Source organism: Chryseobacterium sp. D764, assembly GCF_019317325.1.
Lineage (GTDB): Bacteria > Bacteroidota > Bacteroidia > Flavobacteriales > Weeksellaceae > Chryseobacterium.
Genome location: NZ_CP079219.1, coordinates 2,864,530 through 2,890,244, shown reverse-complemented (window position 1 = coordinate 2,890,244; position 25,715 = coordinate 2,864,530). Strand labels below are relative to the sequence as shown.

The following is a 25,715-nucleotide window of genomic DNA, read 5'->3' as shown; positions in this document are numbered from 1 at the left end:
TTTTCAATTTCAACAATTATGCCTTTTCCAATAATACCAGGCTGTGATCATTTCCTGCCAGGTGATTGTAAAGAAGTATATTTTTTACACTTTCCTTTTTCTCAGAATTGATCATCATAATTTCCGGGATCTGCTGTTCCTTAAGGATATGACAGGCCATAAATGTTGAAAAACCGCTGGCTGTATTGAATTCTCCGCTCAAATGCTTGTAATAAAGCAAAGATGAGTCCGGAAACAGATTCACTGCTTTGGTATAATAAATATCAGAATCCGCATCTCCACTGAATCCTAAGATAACAGCATCAATATCATGAGTAGAAAGATTGTTTTGAGTTAAGAAATTCCGGATAAAATCCTGTACTTCATCCAAATCTACTTTATTACTGATACGAATGTTTTTAAGCTTTGCGTAAGAATTTTCAGCCTTATCTTTTCCTATCACAAAGAAGCTCGCGCCTTCACCCCAAACTACTCCATTGGTAGTGGAATGCAAATAATCGGCAGGAAGATCAGTTTCCTTTTTTATGGTATTATTTAAACAGTAAAGCTCCATTGTTCTGTTTGTCTGTTCATCTGTAGAACCTACAAGCACATTTTCCGCTTCACCATCATTGATCTGAAGCTGAGCATCCAACAATGAAAATTCCAGTGAAGAAGAAGTATTTACATACGTGAAGTTGTAAGCATGGCACTGTAATCCCAAAGCAATCTGTCCTGCTACGGTATTGTGCGTAGACTGGATGAAAAAGGTAGGCGTAAGGAATTCTTCATGATTATCAATTACATTTTTCAGAAACTTCTCTGAATCCTGTGAGCAACCCATTCCGGTTCCTACGATGATGGCATCCGGTTGTTTGATACCTGCTTCTTTTAAAGCGTAATGCGAGGCTACGGAACTCATTTTTACCGTTTTAGACATTCTTCTGATCATGGCTGGCGGAATGAATTCTTTGTAATTAGGTTCTATCGCTTTGATGATATTTGAAGAATGCCCAGAAGTAAGGTTCTGAAGAATATTTCCGTTTAAAGTGTCCTGAACTGAGATACAGGATGCACTGTTGATGTATACTGCACTCATGATTTAGAGAAAATTAAGGTAGAACAGTTTCCTCCAAATCCGAATGAGTTAGAAAGCACATGATTGATATTTTTCTCTTTCAGTTCGGTAACAGGAGTAAGGTGAAACTCTTCCATTTTTGTTTTGAAATTCAGGTTCGGGAAGATAACATTGTTTTGCATAGCTAAAATTGAAAATACCGCTTCAATTCCTGCAGCTGCAGCCAAAGTATGTCCTGTAAATGCTTTTGTAGAGCTGAATTCAGGAACCTGGTTTTCGCCGAAGATTCTTATCATAGCAATTCCCTCAGATAAATCATTATTAGGAGTCGCCGTACCGTGAACGTTGATGTAATCTATATTTTCTTTAGCTAATCCTGAGATTTTCAAAGCCTGCTGCATTGCTAAAAATGCTCCCTGTCCGTTTTCTGAAGATGCGGTCTGATGGTGTGCATCATTGGCATTTCCATATCCGGAAAGATAAGCCAGGACTTTTTTGTTTTCTTTTTTGACTATTTCTTCAGATTCAAGGACTAAGAAAGCCGCAGCTTCCCCAAGGTTCAGCCCTTTTCTGTTGTGGTCAAAAGGGGTGTTATAGGAATCCGTAAGAATCATCAGGGTATTGAAACCATTCAAAGTAAATTTTGACAGTGAATCTGTTCCTCCCACAATGACACGGTCCAAAAATCCGTTTTTTATCAGCTTAGCACCCATCATAATTGCATTGGCTGCTGATGAACACGCTGTACTGATGGTGGAAACCATACCTTTTAATTCCAGATAATCTGCAATAGCCAATGAAGAACTTCCGGCATCGTGAGCATCAATATATTTTTGCTTTTCAGGAAAGTCTTCGTAAGAGTAGAAGTATTTTTCAGTAATATCCATTCCTCCAACGCTCGTAGAAGAGATAAGCCCGGTTCTGCAGCTATTGATATCTGAAATTCCTGCACTTTCTACAGCTTCTTTAGCAGCAATCATTCCCAGTAAAGAAGTTCTTGTTACATTATTGTCTTCATCAAGCTGAAGTTTCTGTACAAGCGCTTCATTGGATAATTTTATTTCACCCGTTTTAATGATTCCGGCATGACGGGTTTCAAACATTTCGATATCCGAAATTCCGTGTTTTCCGGTTTGTAATGAAATAAAATTTTCCTCCACATTGTTTCCGATGGAGGAAATGATGCCCATTCCTGTTATGGCAATTTTTTGACTCATGGTTTAAGATAACATAACAATGCGGCAATCTGATAATTCACTAATCATTACCACATCGTTATACTGTTAGACTGTTGTATTAATTTATTTTGTTCTGTTGTCTTCGATAAATTTAGCCATCGTATCAATAGACTGGAAAATTTCCTTTCCTTTTTTAGGGTCAGCTAATTTTATTCCGTAGTCTTTATCAAGAAGAACAATCAGTTCCAAAGCGTCGATAGAATCTAATCCTAATCCTCCTCCGAACAACGGATCAGTATCTTTGATTTCTTCTACAGATACATCTTCAAGATTAAGAACTTCAATAATTTTGTGTTTCAATTCTGTTTTTAAGTTTTCCATAATTAAGTTGTTTATCAGTGTTTCAGTAATCATGAAGATCATTACATCATTACACTGTTATATTGTTACATTTCTATAAGGTTAGCAAATATACAAAAGCTTTGTAATTTTCCTGATACAATTCTACCCAGCCACATAGTACTTTGTCGGCTTTACCGGATAGCAGAATTTGTTCAGAATAGTTGTTTAAAAAGTTTTCATCAAATTCATCCAGAACAAAAAAAGCATTTTCAGTCTGCATTTTGTGCTTAATGCTGATTTCTCCTACACAGATGTTGGGCAAAGTATACACAAATACTGCCGGACTTGGATAAAAATTATCCTGATCGTTGATGCTTTCCTGATATTTGAAATCCGTATCCAGGCTGGATGACCTATTGGCAAAAACAATGGCCGTTCTGCTGTGATCTTCGTCTTTCAAAATGATTTCGGCGGAAAGAAAAGCCAGTTTGCTCAGGTTATCCATTTTATGAAATTTTGGATAGCCGATATCCAGACTTTTATAAGCTTCTTTGGCAAATTCCTGAAAAGTTTCGCTTTGATTTTCAAAAATAAGATCTCCGTCAACGGTTATCTTTGAATGTTCTATGGTACAGGTGTTCGTTTTCTTCATCACGTTCAATTTAACATTTTTCCAGTACAACAGCCGCATTACACCCTCCAAAACCAGAAGCTGTCTTTAGAATATATTTAATTTCTGCAGATTGATTTTCTTTGATGATATTCAAAGGCTGGGTTACTCCCATTTCTTCAAAATTCTTTGAGGGAAGTAAAGTCCTGTGAAGAGCACTTTCCATAGAGATAATACTCTCAAGAAGCCCTGATGCACCCAGGCAATGTCCGTAATATCCTTTCATACTGTTGAGAGGAACATTCTGAAGTTCCATTCTGTTGAAGGCAATAGCTTCCATTTCGTCGTTATATAAAGTTGCCGTTCCGTGGGCAGAAATAAAATCGATGTGTTCCGGAGAAACCTTCGCTTCATCCATAGCATTGCTGATACTGGCATACAAACCGTCCCCGGTTCTTGAAGGTCCGGAAATATGGTTGGCATCATTGATTGCGGAATCTCCCAGAACTTTAAATCTGAATTTTTCGTTTTGTGAAGGATTGCTGGTTATATAAACTGCAGCTGCAGCTTCACCAATATTGATTCCGTTTCTGTTTTTATCATAAGGCTTACAAGGTCCCGATCCTATAGCCTGGAATGAGTTGAATCCTGAAATAACAAACTCAGAAAGCTCATCCCCAGCAATGACAAAGGCATCTTTATACTTTCCTGCCTGAATCATATTCTTTGCAACAGAAATTGCCATTACCCCTGAAACACAGGCGTTGGAAACAATGATTGGTTTTGTTTTAAATCCAAAAAAATCTGCTATTTTCTGCGCTAATTTTGATAAATAAACGCCTTCAGGTAATTCAGACTGGTTTTTTAACAGGCTGATATTCCCTTTTGTGGTAGACAGAAGAAAGGCAGTGTCCTTTGATACAGTATGTTTTTCAACAAGAGGAAGCAGGCTTAAAAGAAGCATTTTTTCAAGTCTTGTGAAATTGATGGTATTCTGAGCAAAGAATCTGTTGAATTCTTCATTCAGTTTTTCAGAATCAATCATGGAAGCATAAAAAGCATCCTGATTGTCTATGATTTTATGTAAAGCAACTCCTGATTTTCCTTCCAAAAGAGCGTTCCAGTTGGAATCCACATTGAAGCCTAAAGGAGTTACACAATTATAGTCTGTGATATAAATTTCTTTCCTCATGATAATCCCATTTTATCTTTCCAGTTTTGAAAAAACTCCGGGTTGTACAGGCATAAGCTTCCGTTACTGTCCAGAAATACCTGAATTGTTTCTCCACTGCAAACCAATTGATCTTCTTTGTTGAAGATTTCATATCTGTATATCAGCTTGGCAGATATCGAATTTACGTACGTTGTTACAATTCTGAAGGTTTCTCCATATTTTAAAGGAAGAAAATGTTCGCAGGTACTTTTTACAATGGGTGTCACATATCCTGCATTCTGAATATCAAGATAGGTTAAGCCATGCTCACGGCCAAAAGCTTCTCTTCCATCTTCAAAATACACGATATAGTGTCCATGCCAGACAATTCCCAATGGATCTGTCTCATTGAATCGTACTCTTACTTCTTCAGTACAGGTTAATATATTTTCTTTAGACTGCATTTTGTTTTCTTCCGGAATTTTTATTGTTTTTTTTGGCCGTCAGGAAACTCCTGGTAATATCTGTCATAAAAATAAATTAAATATTTTGGAGTTTTCTTTCGTAAAAAATGGAAATAGCTACGGTGGCAATATAAAATAATAATAAGAATGCTAATTCTTTAGCTATTTCTCCAATTCCGCTGTTTCTTAAAATAATATCATAGTAAGCATTCAGTCCCCAGTTCATGGGAGAAAATTTAGCAACGGTCTGCATGAATTCCGGCATTAAAAATACAGGAACCCAGATTCCTCCGATAGCAGCCAAAACTACTACAGATGTCGCTCCGAATGGGGCAGACTGCTCTTGTGTATCGGCAATAGTACCCAGTAAAACGCCAAACCCAATAGCTGCCAGTCCCGCAAACAGCGTTACTATGACAAGCTGGAACATTTTTCCGGATACATCAAATGCAGGAAGATCCATATAAGGGAAAAGATAAATTCCTACTGCAACCATCAGTAAAAACTGAATGATACAGATGATAAGATAGGTAAATGTTTTACCTAAAATATGTACAAAATATGGAGTAGGGCTTATTCTCGCTCTTACACTTGTTCCCTGACTTTTTTCTTTAACCAGATTGATGGATAAAGGAACTACAATAAAGAATATTGCAAAAAGGGTCCATGCAGGAACGTTGTGCTGAACAGAATTCGGCATTACGTCCATTTCTCCTTTCTTGGGAGTTATTTCTTTAAAACTGATCAGGTTTTTATTTTCGTCAAGATTTTCCGTGGTTCCCAGCTGATCCTGAAATGCTTTGTAAATCTTTTTATTTTCAATCTCAAAAACCATTTTGTTGACAGAATTCATCACTGAGTTTTTGAATCCTGCATTGGTAGCAGGGTCAAAGTACAAATGAATTTCTTTGGTCTTTGGGGCAGCTGTTTTTACTTTTGCAGAATCTCCTTCCAGTCCGAAAGAACTTACAATGGTCTGAACTTTTGAATCAATATTGGAATTTAAATCTTTCGTTAAATTTTCAGGAATGACGATCGCCATCTGATAATCTCCGGAAAAAACAGCATTCTGAGCAGACTTTTCATTGAAATTGGTCAGCAGCTGGAATGTTTTGCTGTTTTCCAGCTCAGCTTTTATATTTTTTGAAACTTCAGATTTATCCTGATCAATAAAAATGATCGGAATCTTTGATCCTTCAAGGTTTTTAAAGGTAGAATCCTGGATAAGGGTAATGGTTACAATCAAAAGTAATGGCATCACAAAGATGATGACAATCCCTCCGACATCTCTTTTCAGCAGAAGGATTTCCTTAATGAAGCTTCTCCACAATTTATACAACAACATCTCTTAATTCTTTTCCGGTTAATGAAATGAAAACATCTTCAAGGTTTTCTGCGCTTGCTACTCTGTTTACCAATTCTTCAGGTGTTCCTACTGCATGAATTTTTCCGTGGTCGATAATGGCAATTTTTGTACAGAACTCTTCCGCTTCCGAAAGGTGATGGGAAGTATAAATAATGCAGGTTCCCTGTTTATTTAAATCTAAAAGATAGTCAATAATTGCTTTTTTAGACTGAACATCAACTCCTACAGTGGGTTCATCCAGGAATAAGACTTTAGGATTGTGAAGTGTTCCTGCGATAAGGTTGCAGCGACGTTTCATTCCTCCTGAAAACTGTCCTACCTGTTTATTGGCAAATTTTGAAAGCCCCATAATTTCCAGAGATTCATCAATTGCTTTTTTAAGCTGGTTGTGCTTCAAACCATACAGACTTCCAAAGAACATTAGGTTTTCTTTAGCGGTAAGAGTAGGATATAGAGCATATTCCTGAGGTACAATTCCAATAATCTGTCTAATTTTAAAACCCTCTTTTTGTGGAGATAAACCATTGATGGTGAATTGTCCCGAAGTTGGCTTTATCAATCCTGAAAGCATAGAAATCAGCGTTGTTTTCCCGGCGCCGTTTGGTCCGAGAATTCCATAGATTTCATCTTTATTGATGTTCAGGGAAATATCATTTACAGAAAACTCATCAGAATTTTTGTATTTCTTATATAAGTTTTTGATCTCAATCATATTTTCTGCCATATCAGATCGCTTTTCTCAGTTTTTTATAAAAAGCTTCTTCTAAATCTGCAATGTGCAGCATCGTTTTAGAAAGTTCGTTATAAATATTGCTTTTTGAGTTTCTGTTTTTGTAAACTCTCGCAATATCTACAGCAAAATCTCTCCACAGGTCGCCAATGGAAGTGATTTCTTTTGATAATTCCTTGAGTTCATCGTTTTTAAGAATAACAGAAGCTTCCTGAAGAAATGCTCCATAGATGAATCTGAAACCTCCGCCTCCGGTCCCGATTTCTTCCTGCATTCTGATCAGTTGGCCCAAATAATGGTTGGTCACTTTTGTTCCCTTCTTTTCGGCCCACTTCGGAATGCTCTTTGCTACCCATCTCATGGCTTTTACGCCGATAAGCGGTACCGGTGCCAGCATATTTTTGCAGGTGTCTTTAATTCCTTTTTTAATGGCTTCTTCAAGGTTTACATTTTCCGGAACATAAATAGGATAGTACATATGTCCTTTCGGAGGAAGCGCTCCTTTTGCATATCTTACTTTTTCCAGTTCTGCTTCGGAAAGGGATGTTGTATAATCCATTACAGGGTCGCTGATAAGGAATTTTCCGTCCTCTTTTCCGTATACCACAAGATTGTGGGCATTGAAGTGGAATTTATATTCTTCAGGAAAGTAGGTAAGGTTGAAAACTCCTACCTGAAGTCCTGTAGGGATATTTTGTTCCAGATTTCTTTCTAGAGCTTTTTGGGCGTCTTTAGGGTTTGAGAATTTTTCTCTTTTGATTTTAATTCCTAATCTTTTGGCTGCTTTACTGAAAATAGCACCCGGCATTGGACGATAGCTGAAGCCCGGCGCAAAATTCACCTTTAAAAAAGGGAGATAGACAAAAAATAGTCCGGAACCAATTCCGAAAATCATAGGCTCACTTAGTTTTAAGCCTTTATTAAGCAGTAGATTAGAAGCAACACCGTTTTCGCAATGCGCAGTCTGATGGTGTTCAAAGTTTAATTTCATTTGCTGATTGTATCTTTTCATTGGAAAATGAACAGGCATATATAGCCTTATTTCATTTATTTTCCGTTGAAGTTTTTTAATTCATCCACCGAAATTCCGAATGCATCGGCATATTTTTTCAGTGCAGTTTCGCTTAGTGTTTTAAATACCTTGGGTTTAAAATGTCTTTTTACCCTCCATTGCCATAATCCTACGTAAGAAGCAAGAACACCCAGATCCATTTTATTCAGTTCCATAAAATAGGCGATAGGGCTTGCCGTATTATTGGCAACATTTTGTTTTGCTTCCTCAATTCTTTCATGAATAAGTTCCATAGATTCATCCAGAGCAGCTTTCTTGGCATCCCAACCTGTACTGTTTGCTGTGGTGTAATTATCGTTCTCATCCGTTACATACAGAACTTCAGTCATGTTGGCGGATTTCAGGTTACTTTCGTCTTGAGGTAAGTCTTGTTTTTTCATCTAAATAATGTTCATTTTTTTAGATTTCAGATGAAATAAAATTCACCTGTTTTTTTGATTATCTAATCAGGTGGCTAAAATAGTGAAAATACATTATATGTAAATCATATTAAATCTGAGTGAGTTATTGCTTTGACACAAAGGCTGTATCAAACATATTTAGAGGTACTGATAACCTAATCCAATTATGTTAAATTGTTGATATTTATAAAGTTTTGTTAATTATTAGGGATATATTTTTTATTTGATTGTTTTATCTATATTTGTCTGTGTTAAACAACAAAAACTAATAATCAAAAACAAATTAAATTAATGAAAAATTTAAAATTGCTTACAAAGAATGAGTTAAAAGAAGTGAAAGGAGGATTAACTGCTTACATTTCATGTGCTAATGGAACTAATGGTCAAATCCGTAATGTGAATGTCAATACTGATATTGCTTCTTCTGCAGAACAGATTTGCGGCGGAAATGATTACGAGGTGATTATCTAAGGAGATATTCAATACTTCAGTTAAAATTTAATCCTACTTTATTGTTTTATAAAAAAATAAAACCTTTAAGTAAATCATAGGCGGGGCAGAAATGTTCCGCTTTTTTCTTGTTTTAAACTGTTTCTTCCTGATGATCAGAGTTTCACGGATCTTTGAAATGTTTCACGTGAAATAATTCCTCTTGTGAGGATGTTTTTAATTTGTATTTCATTGGTTTTCAATTATATTATGATGGTTTTTTTTAATTTTAAATAAATAAAAAATGTTTTTTATTGTAAGGCAGTTGTAATCAATTCAATAGAAGTAGGCTTTAGCCCACTTGCAAAAAAGAAAAAATCACCTGGCTTTAGCCAAAACCTATATTTTTAACACAAATGGCACCAATGAATTGCACAAATATTCACAAGCCATAAGATCAAAAATAAAAAAGCTGTACGTTTTGTACAGCTTTTTTATTCTATGTTGAATTGATCTTTACGATTTTACCTCCTGAATAAACAGGTTGATTTCTGCTCTGATCAATAATTCGTCATTATAAAATGTTTCACAGAAGATGTGGCAGATGTTTTCAAACTGTGAAATAAGAGATGCCTTGGAAATGATTTTGTCATTCACTTTTGGAAGGACAAAAACTTCAATCTTCTTGATATTGGTAATGAATCCGATTACTTTAGTATCTGCTTCAGGATTTTCAAAGAAGCTTTGTCCAAGAATTGATGAACAGGTTTGTGCCAGATTCTCAATTAATCCGGCTTCCACGAACTCATTGTTGTGAACAAAGACATTGTCTTCTTTTATTTCAAAGGAAGTCACTACTTTTTCTTTGGTCAGTTCCAGGATATAGTCTGCCATAAGCATCGGTTCACGATGCGGTAAAAAGTTGTGTATATTGATGATATTCTCTTCCTTTATTTCCATTTCCAGTTTATTTTACAGCGGTTTTCATTTGAGATTTTGCAATCACTTCACCGTTTAGTTTGGTAACAATATCCACAAGAGTTACTCCCATTACTTCATTGAGGATGGTTACCTCAGATTTCAGTTGGTCTCCTACTTTGGGCAGCATTTCAGCTTCAAAAGATTTGATGGCTCCTATATACCCGGTTGGGGCATCTTTTCCCAGCAGATAATATTTATATCCGGTATGAAGGGCAACACTCTGTGCCTGATGCTCAATAAGCCCAGAAGCCTGAAACAATCCGTCCTGGATGAAAAGATTGTCTTCTTTGATCTCAAAACCGGATAAAAGATGGTTTTCAGAATAATCTGATAACTCATGTACCATTACAAAAGGAAACCGTTGCGGAATAAGGCTTTCTACAAAATCTTTATCGGATGTGGGCAGTCTGTTTTCCATTAGCAAACTGTTAGTAAAGCACAAGAGTAAGCGAATCTTCCACTTTCAGGAACACAAAGAAGTACTTTTTCTCCTTTTTTCAATGTCCCGGAATTCATCAGTTCTTCAAGGGCAATAAATATAGATCCAGCTCCGATGTTTCCAACCTCAGAAAGATTATAGAACCATTTTTCTGCCGGGAAATCCATTCCTTTTTTAGCAAACTCTTCCTTCAGTCCGTCTTTGAAATATCCTGATGAAATATGAGCTAATACATGGTCGATTTTTTCAGGATCTAAATTATGTTTGTCAAAAGAAGATCTTAGACTTTCCGCTCCTTTTACAAGGATATATTTATCAAGGATTTTAGTATCCTGTTTGATGGCAAAGATAGATTGCTTCAACCATTCATCAGAAGGGTAATCTGACCATGATTTCAGGCTTCCGTCTTCAAGTTTGTCACATCCCGCATACATACATGCTTCAATTTCGTGTGCATAAGAATAGAAATCAATGAATTCTACTTTTAATGAAATACCGGTTTCTCTCGGTTTGTTTTGCAACAAGAAAGCACCTGCACCGTCAGAAAGCATCCATCTCAGGAATTCTCTTTTGAAAGCAATGATAGGTCTTTCTTCCAGTAATTTTAAATTTTCAGCCTCGTGGTTGAATTTGTCAGCAGTCATCCATGCAGACATTCTTTCGGAACCTGCGCATACAGCACTTTCCTGCACACCAGCTTTTACAGAAAGGAATCCATAGTTCAGGGCATTCATTCCTGAGTTGCAAAGGCCGGTTGAAGTATTAATCTCAATAGATTTTCCGATGTTCAGTTCACCATGTACCATAGAAGCGTGAGAAGGCTGTATCTGGTCTGGTGAAGTAGTTCCTACGGATAATAATTTCATATCTTCCTTTTTGAAATTCTCATCAAAAAGTCCTTCAATTGCTTTTGCAGTAAGCTGCGCATTAGAGTGCGTAGGGTTTCCTTCTTTGTCTAAAGCGTAGTATCTTGTTGTGATTTTATTATTTCTTAGGATAAGTGATTTTGCTTTAGATGGCGCATCATTGATAAGCCCAAGATAAGTCTCCATTTCATCATTCGCTACCGGCTCATTGGGTAAGTATTTTGATGCTTTTGTTATAAATACGTCGTACATTCTATTTTAAATTAATTCCTTGTAAATATCTTTTTTGTTTTTGTCTTTTAAACCAAAATATAGGGGTTGTAAGCAGGTGTAAAACCAAAACGACAGGTGAGATAATCCATATCGCTGCCATCAAATATACCTTAAAGAATTTTATCAGCAATGGGCGTTTCTCTTTTTTCTTGATAATCAGGTTAGACCATACGGTGAAAATTTTATTTCCTACCTTTTCTACCCGTACCAAAAACGCACGGATTTCAATGGCACCGTTTTTAACAAGGTCCGGCTGCAAATTATTAAGGTCATTATTATTAAAATGTCTTTCAATAATCTCGCCATACTTTACTGAGCCCGTGATTTCTTCATCAGAAACCCCTGCAGCGGGAAGCATCCCTGATTTTTCTTTCTGCCCCGTTGTAAGCCATCGTAGAATAGTCAAAACACTCGTATAATTGTCATGTCTGTCTACCAGTGCAATATTCCCTACAAGTTTAGCTTGTAAATCTCTTAAGTATACCTTTAATTTCTCCTGGGAGAGCATCCACATATTTCTGGTTCCGGAGATGGTGACTACAGGCGTATCTTTAAGGATGCGTTGTGCATAACCACTCTTTAAAAATGAAATAATAGGAATGGATGGTGTGAGATACCATACCTGATATCCGAAAAGAATAAGGTCGTACTTTTTGTTCAGAATTTCTTCCGAAGGAGGAAGAATTTCTTTTGGAATCTGTAAATAAGACTCTGGGAATGTATTGAAAAAAACATCACCTGGCCAGGGAAAAGGAAAATCTTCCTTTAGCTGAATGTTGTAATATGTAATATCATAAGCCTCCTTTTTAGCTTCAAAAGGTTTGGCTATGTTTCTCACGATATCTTCGAGTTGTCCGGTTTGTGAATAATATATGACAAGTATATTTTTCTTCATTAGTTTTCTTTAGCGTTTACAAAAATATGTTTTTCATATTTATTATTTAGTTTTAAATACTTTTAATGATTCAGAACTAAATTCCAGTGTATAATTATCGTTTTCAAACGAAGCATTCTTTGTGTCGACAAAAATAATGGTCTCGGGAAGAACCTGAATCTCATTGAAGCTGAAATGATCATGGGAGATCAAAAGAACATCAATCTTTTTAGACACTTCCGAAAGGTCTTTTATATACTGTATCTTTCTTCTTTTTACCAGATAGCTGTGCGCAGCAATTGCTCTTTTTTCATCACTTTGTATCAGAGAAAAAATTCTTCGGCTGGCCTGATATAAAGTCAATAATACATCTTTCTGTCCGAAGTCATCTGCCATGTGAAGGATATTGGCTTCATTGGAAATATGCTTATTCAGTTCGAAATATACTGATTTTTTGGTGTTGAAGTCTTCTTTTACTTCATTTACCACTTCACTGTCTTTATAAAGGTAGCTCAGGAACAGTTTCTTTTTAAAATAATTCTCATCCTCAATCTCTTCTCTCAGTGTTGCAAACTCTTCTCTGAAATAAGCATTGATCTTCTTTGTTCTTTCAGAATAGTTTTTGCCGAAGCTCATATCGTCTTTACTTATTCTGTTGCCTACTTTTACGGTAATACTTCCGTCATAGATAATGAAATCTCCTTTCGGTAATACTTCGGAATTTCCGTGGATGTAAAGTGGAAGAACATCCAGACCAAATTGCTCAGCAAGGTAGAATGCTCCTTTATGGAATCTTTTGACATCATTGGTATAAGAACGTTCTGCTTCAGGGAAAACAACCAAAGAATATCCCTGTGCAATTTTTTCTTTCAGCTTATCCATTCCATTTTCAATTCCCTGTGAAACGGGATAAAAGCCAAGTGCTTTTACCAGTTTTCCAAAAACGGGAGATTCATATACCCAGTCATTGACCAGATAGATGATTTTGTGGGTAGCCATTGCAATCGCCAGCGTATCTAAGAAAGACGTGTGATTGGCAATGATGACAGCCGGTTTGCTGAAGTCTTCTGACGGATTTTTAATCACTCTTTTCTTTACAAAAGGGGTTAAATAAAGTACTGATGTCAAAAACTTAGCGAGAATTAATTTGATAATATCTAACGTTCTTCCCTTGGAGTTTTTAATAAATAAACTTCCGAAAGCTGAAAATATCAATCCACCCAATCCGTAATATAAAAATGAAAATATAGCCCGTAAAAATAACCTGAGCGTAATAGGCGACAGACCTTTCTTTGCCCGGTTGGTAATGAATAATCTGAACCAGAAAGGATATAGGGTAGAAGTGATGATAATCACGGAGAACATTCCGATCAGGGCAACTAATGCTAAAGAATGCAGCGCAGGATGCTTGGCAAAGATCAGGGAGCCAATCGAAAGAATGGTGGTGAAAACAGCAAGAATAATGGACGTTCTGTAGGTAGGTAATTCATTTTTGCCTGTTGTATGCTCTTTTTGCATCGCCTGGGTCAGGAAAATACTGAAATCATCCCCAACTCCAAATACCAGTGTACAGACTACGGTACTGAAAATATTTAATTCCAATCCTAAGAAATAAAGAATTCCAGCGGTTACAACACCCGTTAAAACAATCGGGAACATGGTAAGAATGGTGAGTTCAAGATTTCTGAAGAATACAATAATTGTCAGAACAATTGCTAAAAGAGAATAATTGATCAGCGTATTGAAGTCTCTCTTCAGCAAGCCGAGGAAATTTTCGTTCATCTGCTGGCGGTCAATCGCAAGAGTATCATGTTTCTTTTCAATATCTTTAATGAAAGCATCTCTTTTCTTTTCATCCACTTTTACTACATTGGAAACGGTGTAAAAACCATTTTCGCTGCTCATGAATTCTGAGATCTGAAGAGCCTTTACCTTTTCATAGTCTTTCAGGTTTAATGCAGTATAGTTTTTATGCAGAGCTTCATTGAAGCTGTCAAAAGCTGAACCATTGAACCCAAATTTGTTTCCATTACTGACCAGTTCAGAAATAGTCTGATTTTTCTTAGAATCATTCCAGAAGCTGTTCCATTTCTCAATCTTTTTTTGCTGGTCTTTTTCTGAAAGAACAATATTTCCGATAGAATTGTAACTTAATATCTTACCTTCTTTTTTCTCTTTTTCAAGGAAGCTGCTTAACTCAGAATTACGGGTTAATGCCTCCTCTTCAGAATTTCCATAAGAAATCGTATAAATAGATTTTGAAGTAATATCCGAGAGCTTCTGTAATTTGGCTTCACTGATTTTCAGATCTTTTGGAATATAATTAAGATCACCAATATCTTCATTAAAACCTACATGCCTGAATCCGAAAAGGCAGGCAAGAATGATGATAGAACACCCTATAATCAAAGGTTTGTTTTTCTCATAAGGATAAGATCCTATCTTGTCGATGAAATTCGTATTATGGTTTTCTCCTTTTTCTTTGGGTTTATACAGCTGAGGAACGATAATCAATGCTGAAACTGAAGAGAGAATGACGGTGATAGCAGCGAAAATCCCCAGGTCTTTCAAAGCTTCAGAGCGTACAAAAACCAGACACAGGAATGAGACAGCTGTCGTCGCGCTGCTTAATATAATAGGCTGGGTGATTTCTTTATAAAGCTCTTCAATATTATTGTTGTGCTTGTAATGGGTAAGAATATGCAGGGCGTAATCTATTGTAATTCCGATCAGAATAGCTCCTACACTTAATGAAATGGCTGAAATTTTGTCTTTAATAAAATAAAGAACAAGTAAGGCTAGAAGTACAGAGAATACTGTTGGTAAAAAGACAATGATAGGCGTAAAGAAATTCCTGAAATAATAGATCAGAAGCACCAGAAGTACTGTCATAGAAATAACTACTGTATTCTGAATGTCTTTTTTGATCTGTTTAGCATTCGCCACAGCAATCACCGGAGAACCAAAATAACTGGTTTCTGTTTTTCCCTTGAACTGTTTATTAAGACCATCTTTTATTGAGTTGAGTTGGTCTACAAAAACTTCATTGGCTTTCGTGTCATTACTTTTATTCTTTGGATCAATAAAAAGTAACAGGTTTTTGCCGTCTTTGGTGACAATATAACTGTCTTCAAGCTTGAAATCTTTGCTGATGTTTAAGGCATTTAATTTTTTAATTCCTAAAAAAGTAAGTCCTAGAGGATCTTTTTTTATAAATTCCTTAGTAACAAGACTTGTTGGGGAAACCAGTGATATATAATTATTCTCTACCTGCTTGGCAATGCTGTCTTTCTGAAGTTTACGGTCTATTTCCCTGTAATCATTTTCATTAAGAAATAAGGGTAAGTTTTGGCTTACGAAATCAAATGTTTCCGAAATCTCATTATCATTCACTTTGCCCTGAACAGAACCTATATACTTTTGTAAAGGCTCTATCTTCTGCAAAAAAGTATCTGCCGTTTCGGAAAGCTGGAAGCTGTCTTCACCAGATTTATTCTCTATAATAACAATAATTTTATCTGAAAAATTAAGCTGCTTAAGAACTTTTGCTGTAAGATCAGATTTTTCATTTTTAGGAATGATCTGATTGATATCTTCCTCAAAATTGATCTTTGATGCAAAAAATAAGCATAAAACAGCAATTCCTAAGGCTGTAAGTACAGATAGGATTTTATTTCTGGAAATCAGATAATATAAAAATATAAAAAAACGATGCATTGCATGTGAATCAAGTCTGCAAATTTAATTTTTTAAGCATTAGTTCAAAATAGTTAGAGATAAGTTTTGTCTGAAAATCAATAAAATATTCTAGGAAGAATGAAAAAATATTCTACTTTTGCAAAAGTTCCCCTTTAAAAAAATGTATTTTAAATCACAATTATTATTAAAAAATAAGAATCTGTTTTAGATATGTTGAAAAGAAATGATGAAAAAATAAACGGATTTCTATTTGTAATAGTACTTCCGCTTCTGCTGTTTGCTATGTCTTATTATGGATTTGAATCTTCCTATACGAGACTGAAAACATCAGAAACAACTCCCGACTTCTTATTTTCCTCGGTATACGCCTACAGGGTGATTCCCAATTACCTGAGTGTGCAGATGACAGATCTGATGTATGATCTGATCAATGGTCCTTTTTCTTTCTTTAAAGATTTTTTGTCCAAAAACGGAACGCCGTTCTATCATGGGCTTTTCCTGATGAATAGTGTTTTTTTTATTGGATGTTCCCTGATCTTAAATGCCGTATTTAAAATGAAGTCCACAGGTCTTCTGCTCAATCTTAATGCAAGAAGAATTATCCATCTTTTGTCTGTTTTTTTTATCGTAATTACTCAGTATGCACCGACAAATTGTGATACTATTGCACTTTTCTGCTATCTGGCCGGCGTATTTTTAACATTAAAATATTTAGATACCGGGAAAAATATCTTCTTTTTTATTCTCATTGGTCTTATCGGAATCTCCACATTGGTAAGAGAGACTGCCTGCCTGAATATCGCTTTTTTTGCCGCCATATTTTTCAATATTGCCGAGTTGAAAAAAGGAAATTATCAGGTGATCTGGAAAATAATACCTCTGGTTATAGCTTTTCTTGTTCCTTATCTGGGATTAAGAGCACTGCTTATTCAGGATGAAACTACATTTGTAGAAGGCTTTTACATCAACAGGAACTTTTCCAGTCCTTTCAATCTTGCGGGATTGATTTTTGCCGTCATTGTGATTTACTTTATATACAGACTTTGTACTGATGAAGAAAACAGGAACATTTTTGGAAAATATTTTTTCTTTTCAATTCCTTACCTCATTATGATCACTTTAGTGGGCCTTTTTTGGGAGGTGAGACTTTTTCTGCCTTTAGTTCTAACGGGAATTATCGCAGCATATCATCAGTTTAAAAAAACATAAGAGATTTAACATGAGTTTACTACATCCATATTATATTATTGCAATTGTCTATATGCTGTTCTTCAGTATTCAGGAGGTGTATGGAAAAAAAGTTGATAAAAAATGGTTCTGGTTCCTTGCTGTTTATTTCATTCTTATTGCCGGTCTTAGAAATGAGGTAGGTCCTGACTATGGAAGTTACAAAGGGATTTATATTTACTCTGATACCAAAAGCTATTACAGTATCTTTATGAAGATGCTCCATATGGAAGGATCTGAAAATCTGGATGTAGAATGGCTGTATACATTGATTAATAAAATACTCCTCAATTTTTTTAACGCCCCTTTTTATATGTTGACGCTGGTCATTGCTATTTTTGCGATGATCTTTAAAGTAGAATATACAGAAGACAATACATTTTATCCATTTACCTTTACCCTTTTTATGTTTATCCCCAACTTTTTTATTGGGGAAAGTGGGCAGATCAGACAAAATCTGGGGACCTTTATCGTTTACTTTGCGATACGGTATATCAAAGAACGGAAATTCTGGCATTACTTATTTTTCATATTTATAGGATCAGGTATCCATAGTGTCTGTTATTTATTCCTGCCAATGTATTGGCTGGCCCGCGTTCCACTGAACAAAACAGTGATGCTGGTTATGATCATTGGCTCTGTCTTCCTGTCTCCGTTTGAAATATACAGAAGTTTTGGGGGACTCTTGGATGGGATGGCCTCGAATAGTACGCTTGTAGAAGGCTTCAACGGATATATGGATGAAACGGTACAGCGATTGAACGGTGGTGTCGGTATTCCTGAAGTAATGATGGCGATCCTGACTTTCTTTCTTTTTGTTTTTGATACTAAGATGAAAGAGCTGTACCCTTATTATGAATACCATAGAAACTATGCAGTGGCTGGAATTTGCATGTATTTTATCTTTAGAAATAACCCTATTTTCTCATCGAGGCTTGCAGGAGCATTCATTGGGTTCTCATATATCATTATTCCAAATGCCATGTATGTTGTTTCTGCAAGGACCAAGAACATGATTTATGCATTTATTATCTCACTCGTTGTCTTCAATTTTGTTGTCTTCTCTCTCTTTAATAATATCAAGGCGGGACGATTTTCAATAGAACGTTACAAAAACCATATCCTTCCATAGTATTTTGGAAGTAAAAATATAAAGGCAGCTTTTTAGCTGTCTTTTTTTATATAAAGTGATTGTTTGGATTTGTACTGTTTATAAGGTTTTTAATTATGTTATTAATAACATAATATAAATATTTTATTTTTATTTATAAAATAAATCTATTTTTGTTGATGAGGGCTTAAAAATTGTATTTTGATAACACTCAAATCCATAAGATATGAAAAGGTTAGTTGGAAAATTAGCGGCAGCTATCTGCCTGATATCGTTGGGAATTTGTTCTAAAGGTAATGTTAGAGGATATCTTCCCTTAGTTGAGCATGATGTATTGAGTACTCATAATATAGACTCACTCACCAGACCGGTGCGTGAAAGGGCAAAATTATTACTCCCGGATTGGAAAAAAGCTCCTAACAGCTACATCTTTGACCCTAGTCAGAATAGTGAAGGCTTGCTGGTTCCCGTAAAGAAAGCATATGCTATGTGGGAAGGAGGCGGCTATCTCAACGGAAATGGCATTCCGGCAGGAGCTGTAACGGCAGATGTACTGTGGGAAGATGTTCATGGTCTGATAAAATCAGGGGTAAATTATGCTCTCGAAATAACAGGGACAGGTCAGGATGCGAAGATCAAAGTTCCTGTCAATAAAACAAAAAAAGGAAATGCCGTGGTTGCCTTTAAGGTAAATGGAGAAATCTATTGGAGCTGGCATATCTGGGTTACTGATGATCCTACAAATGGAACGGTTTATCGAAGTTTCAATACTATTAAAAGGATGAAGTCAGATGGCACAACAGAAGTGATTCCGGATACAGATTGGAAATGGATGGACAGGAATTTGGGTGCACTTACAAGCTCCATCACCGTGTCAGACTGGAACAAAAGTATAGGACTTCTTTACCAGTGGGGGCGAAAAGACCCAATTCCGCCATTGGTTACCAGAGGGAATGATTTCTATGAAGCTTCGGGATCCATAGGAAGAGTCAGACATAGAGGAGCAAAAAATATGACCAATGCTGTAAGTATTGATGATCTTAGGAAATTCGTGTTACTTTCCGGAGCAGAGGTTACCAATAACTTAAGACTTTCTGTAAAAAATCCGCTGAGTCTTATCTATGTCAATAAAGAGGACAATTCCGGTCAGGCTTACTACAATAATAATGTCAATCTGCCTGTCAATTGGTTTGGGAAATCTACAACCTTGCCTAATAACCGGCTTTCAGAGCTTAACCTTTGGTCTGATAATGCACAGGGAAAAATAGAAGCTGTTTACAATACCGATGACAAAGCAAAACCTTATCGGGATAAGTCTTCTTATGATCCTTGTCCCAACGGATGGCGAATACCCTCTATGCTGGTGGCGAATCTTGCCTCCGGATCCTATATTGATGATATCAGAATAGATTTTTCACCTTTCGGCGTAAAAACCAATATGGCGAAAAATGTTTTTGAGACCAATAAATACCATATTATAAAACCTACCAATGCCGGAATTCCCGCATTTATGACAGGATTTAAGGTGTATCCTAATCTTGGTTTTGATCTTTCTGCTGTTGGAGGGTACAATATGGGAATCTTTCCCGGAAATGGACAGCTTATCAGAGGAGCTCATTTGGGGCAGTACAGCGATCAGCATCATATTGCATTGTGGACAGCTACCATGGCCCGGCAGTTCGATGCTTCTCCGGCAGTTACCGTTAGAGGGCTTTCTATGATTCCGGATAAAACGCAGCCTGATATTCCGGATGCTAATTATCCTAATATTAAAGGACGTTATTATTACTTTCCTATGTCAGTAATGTATACTTCAGATGCGAACGGATGCAGATGTATAAAAGACCCTTTATATCTCGTCAATGATTATGATTTTCCTACAGAATATCTGCCTGCTGCTACAGAATATAAAGAAGGGATTGATAACCCGAATACCTACCAGATTGTTAAAAGCGGGGCAGCTGCTGTCATTGAAATTCCAGTGAGTAAAGCATTTTCAGTACAAAGTCAATTGTTGAATAATCCTGAGATATTAAACTCTTCCAGTTTTAATAATTTAAAAGGAAATGTTCTCTGGACTACGAATATCGGTCTTATCAGTAAAATTTCAATAGTAAATCCGTCGCCTTCTTCACTGCAGGGTATTGCTAACTCAAAAATAGAGGTAGAAATAGCTCCTGATCAGAGTGGAAATGCCGTGGTGACTCTACATAACGGCAGTATATCAGCTCCTGTATATTGGAGTTGGCATATCTGGGTTACGGATTCTCCTATACAGTCTTACACCTATACTACAGAATCTCCTGAAGTAGTAGCGAATTATGTGAATTATGTGAACAAAGCGGATGTGATATTGCAGACCACTTTCATGGATCGTAATCTTGGGGCAACAGATGCTTTTCCTAATGTTGCAAATCCTCTTGCACCCACCGCCGAAGAGCTGCTGAAGATACGTGCTTCTACGGGATTGCACTATCAATGGGGAAGAAAAGATCCTATTCCTGCATTCCAAAATGCAGATAACAGAAATTTCTACAATATTTCTTTAGGAACTGCTGCTGCAAATGGAACAGTATCCTATGCTGTGCTTACTTCAGCTGATTATAACAATCTTTCCGGTAGTTATATAGTGCCTTACAATACCTACGCTGCTGCATCCAATGTGCAGAGTACAGATAAGCCGGTAGAAAAGATTTCCAAGATACTGTCTTATTCCGTTAAAAATCCTTTGGTATATATGATTCCAAGTACGTTTGCTCCTTATAACAGCGCAACACCCAACTATACTAACGGAACTGACTGGCTGGCAACAGAACCAAACCTGGCTCCTGACAGATGGGGAAGAGGAGGAGAGAAATCTCCTTTCGATCCTTGCCCGGAAGGCTGGCGAATTCCCGATCTGATGAATGTTGCTTTGGTTTCGGGGAGTGATTTCGGACAGACTCCATGGTATAAAAAAGACAAAAACATAGCTACATCATATAATATAGCCACTGATTATTTAGGAACCAGAGTGAGAAATTCTGCCAATGCCACCGTAGGATATATCTTTAATAATCCTGCATATCCTTTAGGAAACTACCCTGATTCCGGATCAAGAGGTTTCAGAAGTGTAATTGCCAATCAGACATCACAAGGAACCTTTAATATTCTCAATTTTCAATACCCTGCTGTATGGACAGCAGCTTTAAATTCAAATTATTTGGGAAGACCTGTTAATGTACTTTTTGATGCAGCTTCTACTACCAACAGGATGATGGTTTTTCATGATAATAATGATCCATATTTTGGTGTGGGGTGCCGATGTGTAAAAATAGAATATGACGCAAACGGCAATGAAGAAGGACCTGCTTCCAGAATCACAGTAGTCTCTAATGGCTCAACTTTGAGTACTGCTAATGCAGAATTTAAAATGACGGACAATAAGATTATTCTATACCCAAGCCCGGTTTCCAATATTTTGTATATCAAGGCTTCGGAAAACAAAGAATATCATTTTCAGATTTTTAATGCTTTGGGGCAGATTGTGAAGTCTGGCCAGTTTATAAATAATCAGACGGACCTGTCATCTTTGAATGCAGGAGTGTATTTGATAAGAATAAATAATTCGGAAGCAGTTGTCAAAATTATAAAACGATAAATTCCGGAAATGAGGATTTAAAAAGCGGAATGAGATCCCTTGTTCTGCTTTTTTATAGGTAAGCATATCTTTTACATCTATGATGGTTGATGAAAAATTCTATATCATAAAATGTTGATAACTATATAACTCTCTAAAACCTATACTACAAAGGGCTTGAATCTTTAAAAAATGGGTGCTGAAAAGGGGTATAAACCATCTGGATTGTTAAATTAAACCCGTTTTACAAAAAGTATATAATAAAAAAGCTTTACTTTTGCAAAAATTTTTAGTTAGAATGTCGAAAAATTTAGTAATCGTAGAGTCCCCGGCAAAAGCAAAAACTATTCAAAAATATTTAGGAAAGGATTTTGAAGTGAAATCCAGTTTCGGGCATATCCGGGACCTTCCTAAAAAAGGAATGGGGATAGACCTTACTACATTCAGTCCTGATTACGAAGTTTCCGCAGACAAGAAGAAATTGGTAACCGAATTAAAGGCTGCAGTAAAGAAAGCCGATATGGTATGGCTCGCTTCCGATGAGGACCGCGAAGGAGAGGCTATTGCATGGCACCTTGCGGATGAGCTGAAATTGAAGCCTGAAAACAGAAAAAGAATTGTATTCCATGAGATTACCAAAAACGCCATTCTAAAAGCAATCGACAATCCGAGAGATATAGATCAGAACTTAGTAAATGCCCAGCAGGCAAGAAGAGTGCTGGACAGAATTGTAGGTTTTGAAATGTCACCCGTTTTATGGAAGAAAGTAAAACCTGGATTATCTGCCGGAAGAGTACAATCTGTAGCAGTACGATTAATTGTTGAAAGAGAAAAGGAGATTCGTGAGTTTAAACCAAAAGCAAGTTTTAAACTTGACGGAATTTTTTTAAATAAAACAGAGCAGGAAATAGCTGCCAAACTGAAAAAAGACTTCGAAAAAGAAGAAGATGCAGAAAAATTTCTTGAGCAGGCAAAAACTACAGAATTTAAAGTTCTGAATGTTGAAACCAAGCCGGGTACCCGTTCTGCTTCAGCTCCATTTACAACCTCCACATTACAGCAGGAGGCTTCCTCAAGACTTGGGTATAATGTAACCAATACCATGCGTATGGCACAAAGGCTGTATGAAGAAGGATACATTACCTATATGAGAACAGATTCCGTAAACCTTTCTCAGGAAGCAATTGAAGGAGCTAAAAAACAAATTACATCAGAATATGGAGCAGAATATTCTTCTCCAAGAAATTATACTACAAAATCTGCTTCCGCACAGGAAGCTCACGAAGCAATCCGTCCTACGGATTTTGGAGTGAAAAGTATAGGAGATGCACAGCTGAATAAGCTATACCAACTCATATACAGAAGAACACTGGCTTCTCAGATGGCCAATGCGAAAATTGAAAAGACTGTGATCGAAATCGGGAATGCATCATTACGCCATCATTTTGAAGCACAGGGAGAGGTGATCATATTTGATGGTTTCCTGAAAGCTTATGGTATTGTGAAGACAGAAGATGAAGATGAGGAAAACAATGATAAGTTACTGCCAAAAGTAAGTGTAGGAGAGGTATTGAACTATAAAACTATTACCGCTACTGAAAAATTCACAAGACCAAGTGCAAGATATACCGAAGCCGGATTGGTGAGAAAGCTTGAAGAATTAGGGATTGGAAGACCATCTACTTATGCTCCGACAATTCAGACGATTCAGAACAGAGAATATGTGGATAAGAGGGAAATCGAGCCGCATACCCGTGAAGTGATCAAAATGTCTTTAGCCAAGGATAAAATCAAAAAAGTAGTTCTTGAAGAGAAATTCGGAGGTGATAAAAATAAATTCTTACCCACAGATATAGGTGAAGTGGTAAATGATTTCCTGACTGATAACTTTAGAGAAATTCTTGACTACGGTTTCACGGCAAGGGTAGAAGAAAGTTTTGACGAAATTGCAAGTGGTGACCAGAAATGGAAAGAAATGATGACGAATTTCTACTCAAAATTCCACCCGAGAATCGAAGATGTAGAAGAAAATGCAGACCGTGCAACAGGAGACAGACTATTAGGGGTAGATCCGAAAACTGGTAAAAATGTTCATGCAAGAATCGGAAGATTTGGAGCGATGATCCAGATCGGAGAAACTGATGATGAAGAGAAACCAATTTTTGCTTCATTAATGACAGGTCAGAATATTGCTACCATTACTTTTGAAGAGGCATTAGAACTATTCAAACTTCCTTTCGATTTAAGTGAAGTTGATGGACAGCCGGTTTCTGTAGGGGTTGGTAGATTTGGACCTTACGTGAAATGGGGAGAAACTTATATCAGCATTCCAAAAGGAGAAGATCCTCTTTCTGTAGATCAGAAACGTGCAGAAGAAATCATCAATGAAAAGAAAATTGCTGATGCTCCAATTGCCACCTATAAAGGTGAACCGGTAACGAAAGGAACAGGAAGATTCGGGCCATTTATCAAATACAAAGCTATTTTCGTAAATGTTCCAAAAAAATATGACTTTGAAAATCTTTCTCAAAGCGATATCAATGAATTAATTGATGCCAAGCTTGAAAAAGAAGCCAACCGATATATCCAGCAGTGGGAAAAAGAAAAAATTTCCATTGAAAACGGAAGATGGGGACCTTTCATCAAATTCGGAAAGGCAATGTTCAAAATTCCGAAGAAAGCAGATGATACAAAATATGAAGCAGATGAGTTGAAAGAGCTTTCTTTAGATGAGGTTAAAAAATGGATTACAGATCAGGATCCTAAAGCTTTTGCAGAAAAGAAAAAACCTGCAGTTAAAAAAGCAGCCACAACTAAGAAGGCAGCTACAACAGCTAAAAAACCTGCGGCCAAGAAACCTGCAGCTAAGAAATAAATAGTCTTTATTAAAATATGAAAGCACAGATTTTGGTCTGTGCTTTTTCTGTTTTTATAAAGTAAGATAATAAGTGATGACATGAGTTTTTAACTTGTGTTTTTTCATTTATAATCACTTCAAAAAATGCAAAAATTATAACAAGATAATAACTAAATAAATTTCTCTGTATTGAGAATTAATATCTGTACACGCTTATTACTTAGCTTTAAGTATAAATACGCAAATGAAAAATTCAGTACTAATACTTTGATATTCAGTGTTTTAATTCTATAGATTTACATCGTAATATTACAGACGGTGGAGTTCAGGAACCACTTTAAAAACGAGGCGGATTCTGAAAAGCCAAACGAGTAAGAAAAACAAAACTATCAAATCATGTCAGAATTTAATTTTAGCAAAGAAGCTATCTCGAACGCATTAGAAGCGGCAAAAAGATCACACGAAGACAGTCAGGCAAATCTTCGTTCATCAGGAGCAGACACAGACTTAAGCCTTGCCAATGCCAGTGCAGGTTATCTTCTTGTAACAGCAGAGTGTATCTCAATTACTGTTGAGAACAACAAAGTTTGTATCAACTTACCATTAGGTTTTGGGAAGTACTGTTTCAGTATACCCTTAAGTATTCCTAATGGAACAGCTGGTCAGGCTTGTTTATCTATATGTACTACCTGGGGAATTCCAACAGGAATCAGAGTTACAATTATTATAGGCGGAATAACAATTATCAGCCAATCATTCGGAAAGTGCTAATTAGTTAACATACGAATTATAATAAAAAAGTCCGCCTCATACAATATGTGAGGCGGATTTGTTTTTATAAGGTTGATGAAAAATAAGGTTGGCGAAAATATAAAGCTATTAAAAGATGTTGAGGGCTTTTTTATGAACAAAATATACCACATTCTGCTCAGTTCCCATGTTTTTTGTATGTTTGTTATATCAAGCA

The 25,715-nt window shown here is 36.4% G+C and carries 21 protein-coding genes; 6 read left to right on the top strand and 15 right to left on the bottom strand.

All coding sequences use genetic code 11. From position 1 onward, the window contains the following. Positions 1-16: 16 nt before the first annotated feature. From KYG33_RS13070 to KYG33_RS13025, 10 genes are all read right to left on the bottom strand, one after another. Positions 17-1,078, bottom strand: a complete 1,062-nt coding sequence (locus KYG33_RS13070) for a beta-ketoacyl synthase N-terminal-like domain-containing protein (RefSeq protein WP_219071882.1) — start codon at positions 1,076-1,078, stop codon at positions 17-19. Beyond that, on the bottom strand, positions 1,075-2,274 hold the full coding sequence (locus tag KYG33_RS13065) for a beta-ketoacyl-[acyl-carrier-protein] synthase family protein (protein WP_219071881.1): 1,200 nt from the start codon (positions 2,272-2,274) through the stop codon (positions 1,075-1,077). Before KYG33_RS13065 ends, KYG33_RS13070 begins: the two co-directional genes overlap by 4 nt. Positions 2,275-2,358: 84 nt before the next feature. After that, the gene (locus KYG33_RS13060; protein ID WP_034692439.1) at positions 2,359-2,616 is read right to left on the bottom strand and encodes a phosphopantetheine-binding protein; all 258 of its coding nucleotides are present in this window, start codon (positions 2,614-2,616) and stop codon (positions 2,359-2,361) included. A 73-nt stretch (positions 2,617-2,689) separates the two neighbouring features. Further along, positions 2,690-3,229, bottom strand: coding sequence for a 3-oxoacyl-ACP synthase (locus KYG33_RS13055; RefSeq protein WP_219071880.1), 540 nt, complete (start codon positions 3,227-3,229; stop codon positions 2,690-2,692). Positions 3,230-3,239: 10 nt separating this feature from the next. Then, on the bottom strand, positions 3,240-4,379 hold the full coding sequence (locus KYG33_RS13050; RefSeq protein WP_077419546.1) for a beta-ketoacyl synthase N-terminal-like domain-containing protein: 1,140 nt from the start codon (positions 4,377-4,379) through the stop codon (positions 3,240-3,242). After that, entirely contained in the window at positions 4,376-4,804 is a 429-nt protein-coding gene (locus KYG33_RS13045) for an acyl-CoA thioesterase (protein ID WP_077419547.1), read from the bottom strand. The genes KYG33_RS13050 and KYG33_RS13045 overlap by 4 nt, the downstream gene beginning before the upstream one ends. Before the next feature lie 76 nt (positions 4,805-4,880). Continuing rightward, positions 4,881-6,149: an ABC transporter permease gene (locus KYG33_RS13040; protein ID WP_219071879.1), complete on the bottom strand. Its 1,269-nt coding sequence runs from the start codon at positions 6,147-6,149 to the stop codon at positions 4,881-4,883. Continuing rightward, a complete protein-coding gene (locus KYG33_RS13035; RefSeq protein WP_219071878.1) occupies positions 6,136-6,894 on the bottom strand; it encodes an ABC transporter ATP-binding protein in 759 nt (252 codons plus the stop codon). The genes KYG33_RS13040 and KYG33_RS13035 overlap by 14 nt, the downstream gene beginning before the upstream one ends. 1 nt (position 6,895) lies before the next feature. Continuing rightward, positions 6,896-7,891: a BtrH N-terminal domain-containing protein gene (locus tag KYG33_RS13030; protein WP_149835523.1), complete on the bottom strand. Its 996-nt coding sequence runs from the start codon at positions 7,889-7,891 to the stop codon at positions 6,896-6,898. Between the two features lie 56 nt (positions 7,892-7,947). Then, positions 7,948-8,352 (bottom strand): hypothetical protein, encoded by a 405-nt coding sequence (locus tag KYG33_RS13025; protein ID WP_077419550.1) that lies wholly within the window; start codon positions 8,350-8,352, stop codon positions 7,948-7,950. 312 nt (positions 8,353-8,664) lie between these two features. On the opposite strand from KYG33_RS13025, the gene KYG33_RS13020 reads away from it, so the two are divergent. Beyond that, positions 8,665-8,844, top strand: coding sequence for a hypothetical protein (locus KYG33_RS13020; RefSeq protein ID WP_180564740.1), 180 nt, complete (start codon positions 8,665-8,667; stop codon positions 8,842-8,844). A gap of 474 nt (positions 8,845-9,318) precedes the next feature. On the opposite strand, the gene KYG33_RS13015 is transcribed toward KYG33_RS13020, so the two are convergent. From KYG33_RS13015 to KYG33_RS12995, 5 genes are read right to left on the bottom strand one after another with little or no spacing between them, the layout of a single operon-like run. Further along, positions 9,319-9,762 carry an ABC transporter permease gene (locus KYG33_RS13015; protein ID WP_219071877.1) on the bottom strand — a complete coding sequence of 148 codons (444 nt, stop codon included), beginning with the start codon at positions 9,760-9,762 and terminating at the stop codon, positions 9,319-9,321. A gap of 7 nt (positions 9,763-9,769) precedes the next feature. Further along, positions 9,770-10,201 (bottom strand): hypothetical protein, encoded by a 432-nt coding sequence (locus KYG33_RS13010; protein WP_077419553.1) that lies wholly within the window; start codon positions 10,199-10,201, stop codon positions 9,770-9,772. Next, positions 10,201-11,340 (bottom strand): beta-ketoacyl-ACP synthase III, encoded by a 1,140-nt coding sequence (locus tag KYG33_RS13005; RefSeq protein ID WP_077419554.1) that lies wholly within the window; start codon positions 11,338-11,340, stop codon positions 10,201-10,203. Before KYG33_RS13005 ends, KYG33_RS13010 begins: the two co-directional genes overlap by 1 nt. A gap of 1 nt (position 11,341) precedes the next feature. Next, the gene (locus tag KYG33_RS13000; protein WP_077419555.1) at positions 11,342-12,256 is read right to left on the bottom strand and encodes a hypothetical protein; all 915 of its coding nucleotides are present in this window, start codon (positions 12,254-12,256) and stop codon (positions 11,342-11,344) included. Between the two features lie 42 nt (positions 12,257-12,298). Further along, positions 12,299-15,952: an MMPL family transporter gene (locus KYG33_RS12995; protein ID WP_219071876.1), complete on the bottom strand. Its 3,654-nt coding sequence runs from the start codon at positions 15,950-15,952 to the stop codon at positions 12,299-12,301. 192 nt (positions 15,953-16,144) lie between these two features. Between KYG33_RS12995 and KYG33_RS12990 the strand changes: the two genes are divergently transcribed. The 5 genes from KYG33_RS12990 to KYG33_RS12970 all read left to right on the top strand — a co-directional run bounded on the left by KYG33_RS12990 (position 16,145) and on the right by KYG33_RS12970 (position 25,519). Continuing rightward, a complete protein-coding gene (locus KYG33_RS12990) occupies positions 16,145-17,143 on the top strand; it encodes a hypothetical protein (protein ID WP_180564736.1) in 999 nt (332 codons plus the stop codon). Positions 17,144-17,153: 10 nt separating this feature from the next. Beyond that, positions 17,154-18,293, top strand: a complete 1,140-nt coding sequence (locus tag KYG33_RS12985; protein ID WP_228408921.1) for an EpsG family protein — start codon at positions 17,154-17,156, stop codon at positions 18,291-18,293. Positions 18,294-18,498: 205 nt separating this feature from the next. Beyond that, positions 18,499-21,912, top strand: a complete 3,414-nt coding sequence (locus KYG33_RS12980) for a T9SS type A sorting domain-containing protein (RefSeq protein ID WP_219071875.1) — start codon at positions 18,499-18,501, stop codon at positions 21,910-21,912. Between the two features lie 277 nt (positions 21,913-22,189). Continuing rightward, a complete protein-coding gene (gene topA, locus KYG33_RS12975; RefSeq protein WP_219071874.1) occupies positions 22,190-24,766 on the top strand; it encodes a type I DNA topoisomerase in 2,577 nt (858 codons plus the stop codon). A 378-nt stretch (positions 24,767-25,144) separates the two neighbouring features. Further along, entirely contained in the window at positions 25,145-25,519 is a 375-nt protein-coding gene (locus tag KYG33_RS12970; RefSeq protein ID WP_219071873.1) for a hypothetical protein, read from the top strand. Positions 25,520-25,715 lie beyond the last annotated feature (196 nt).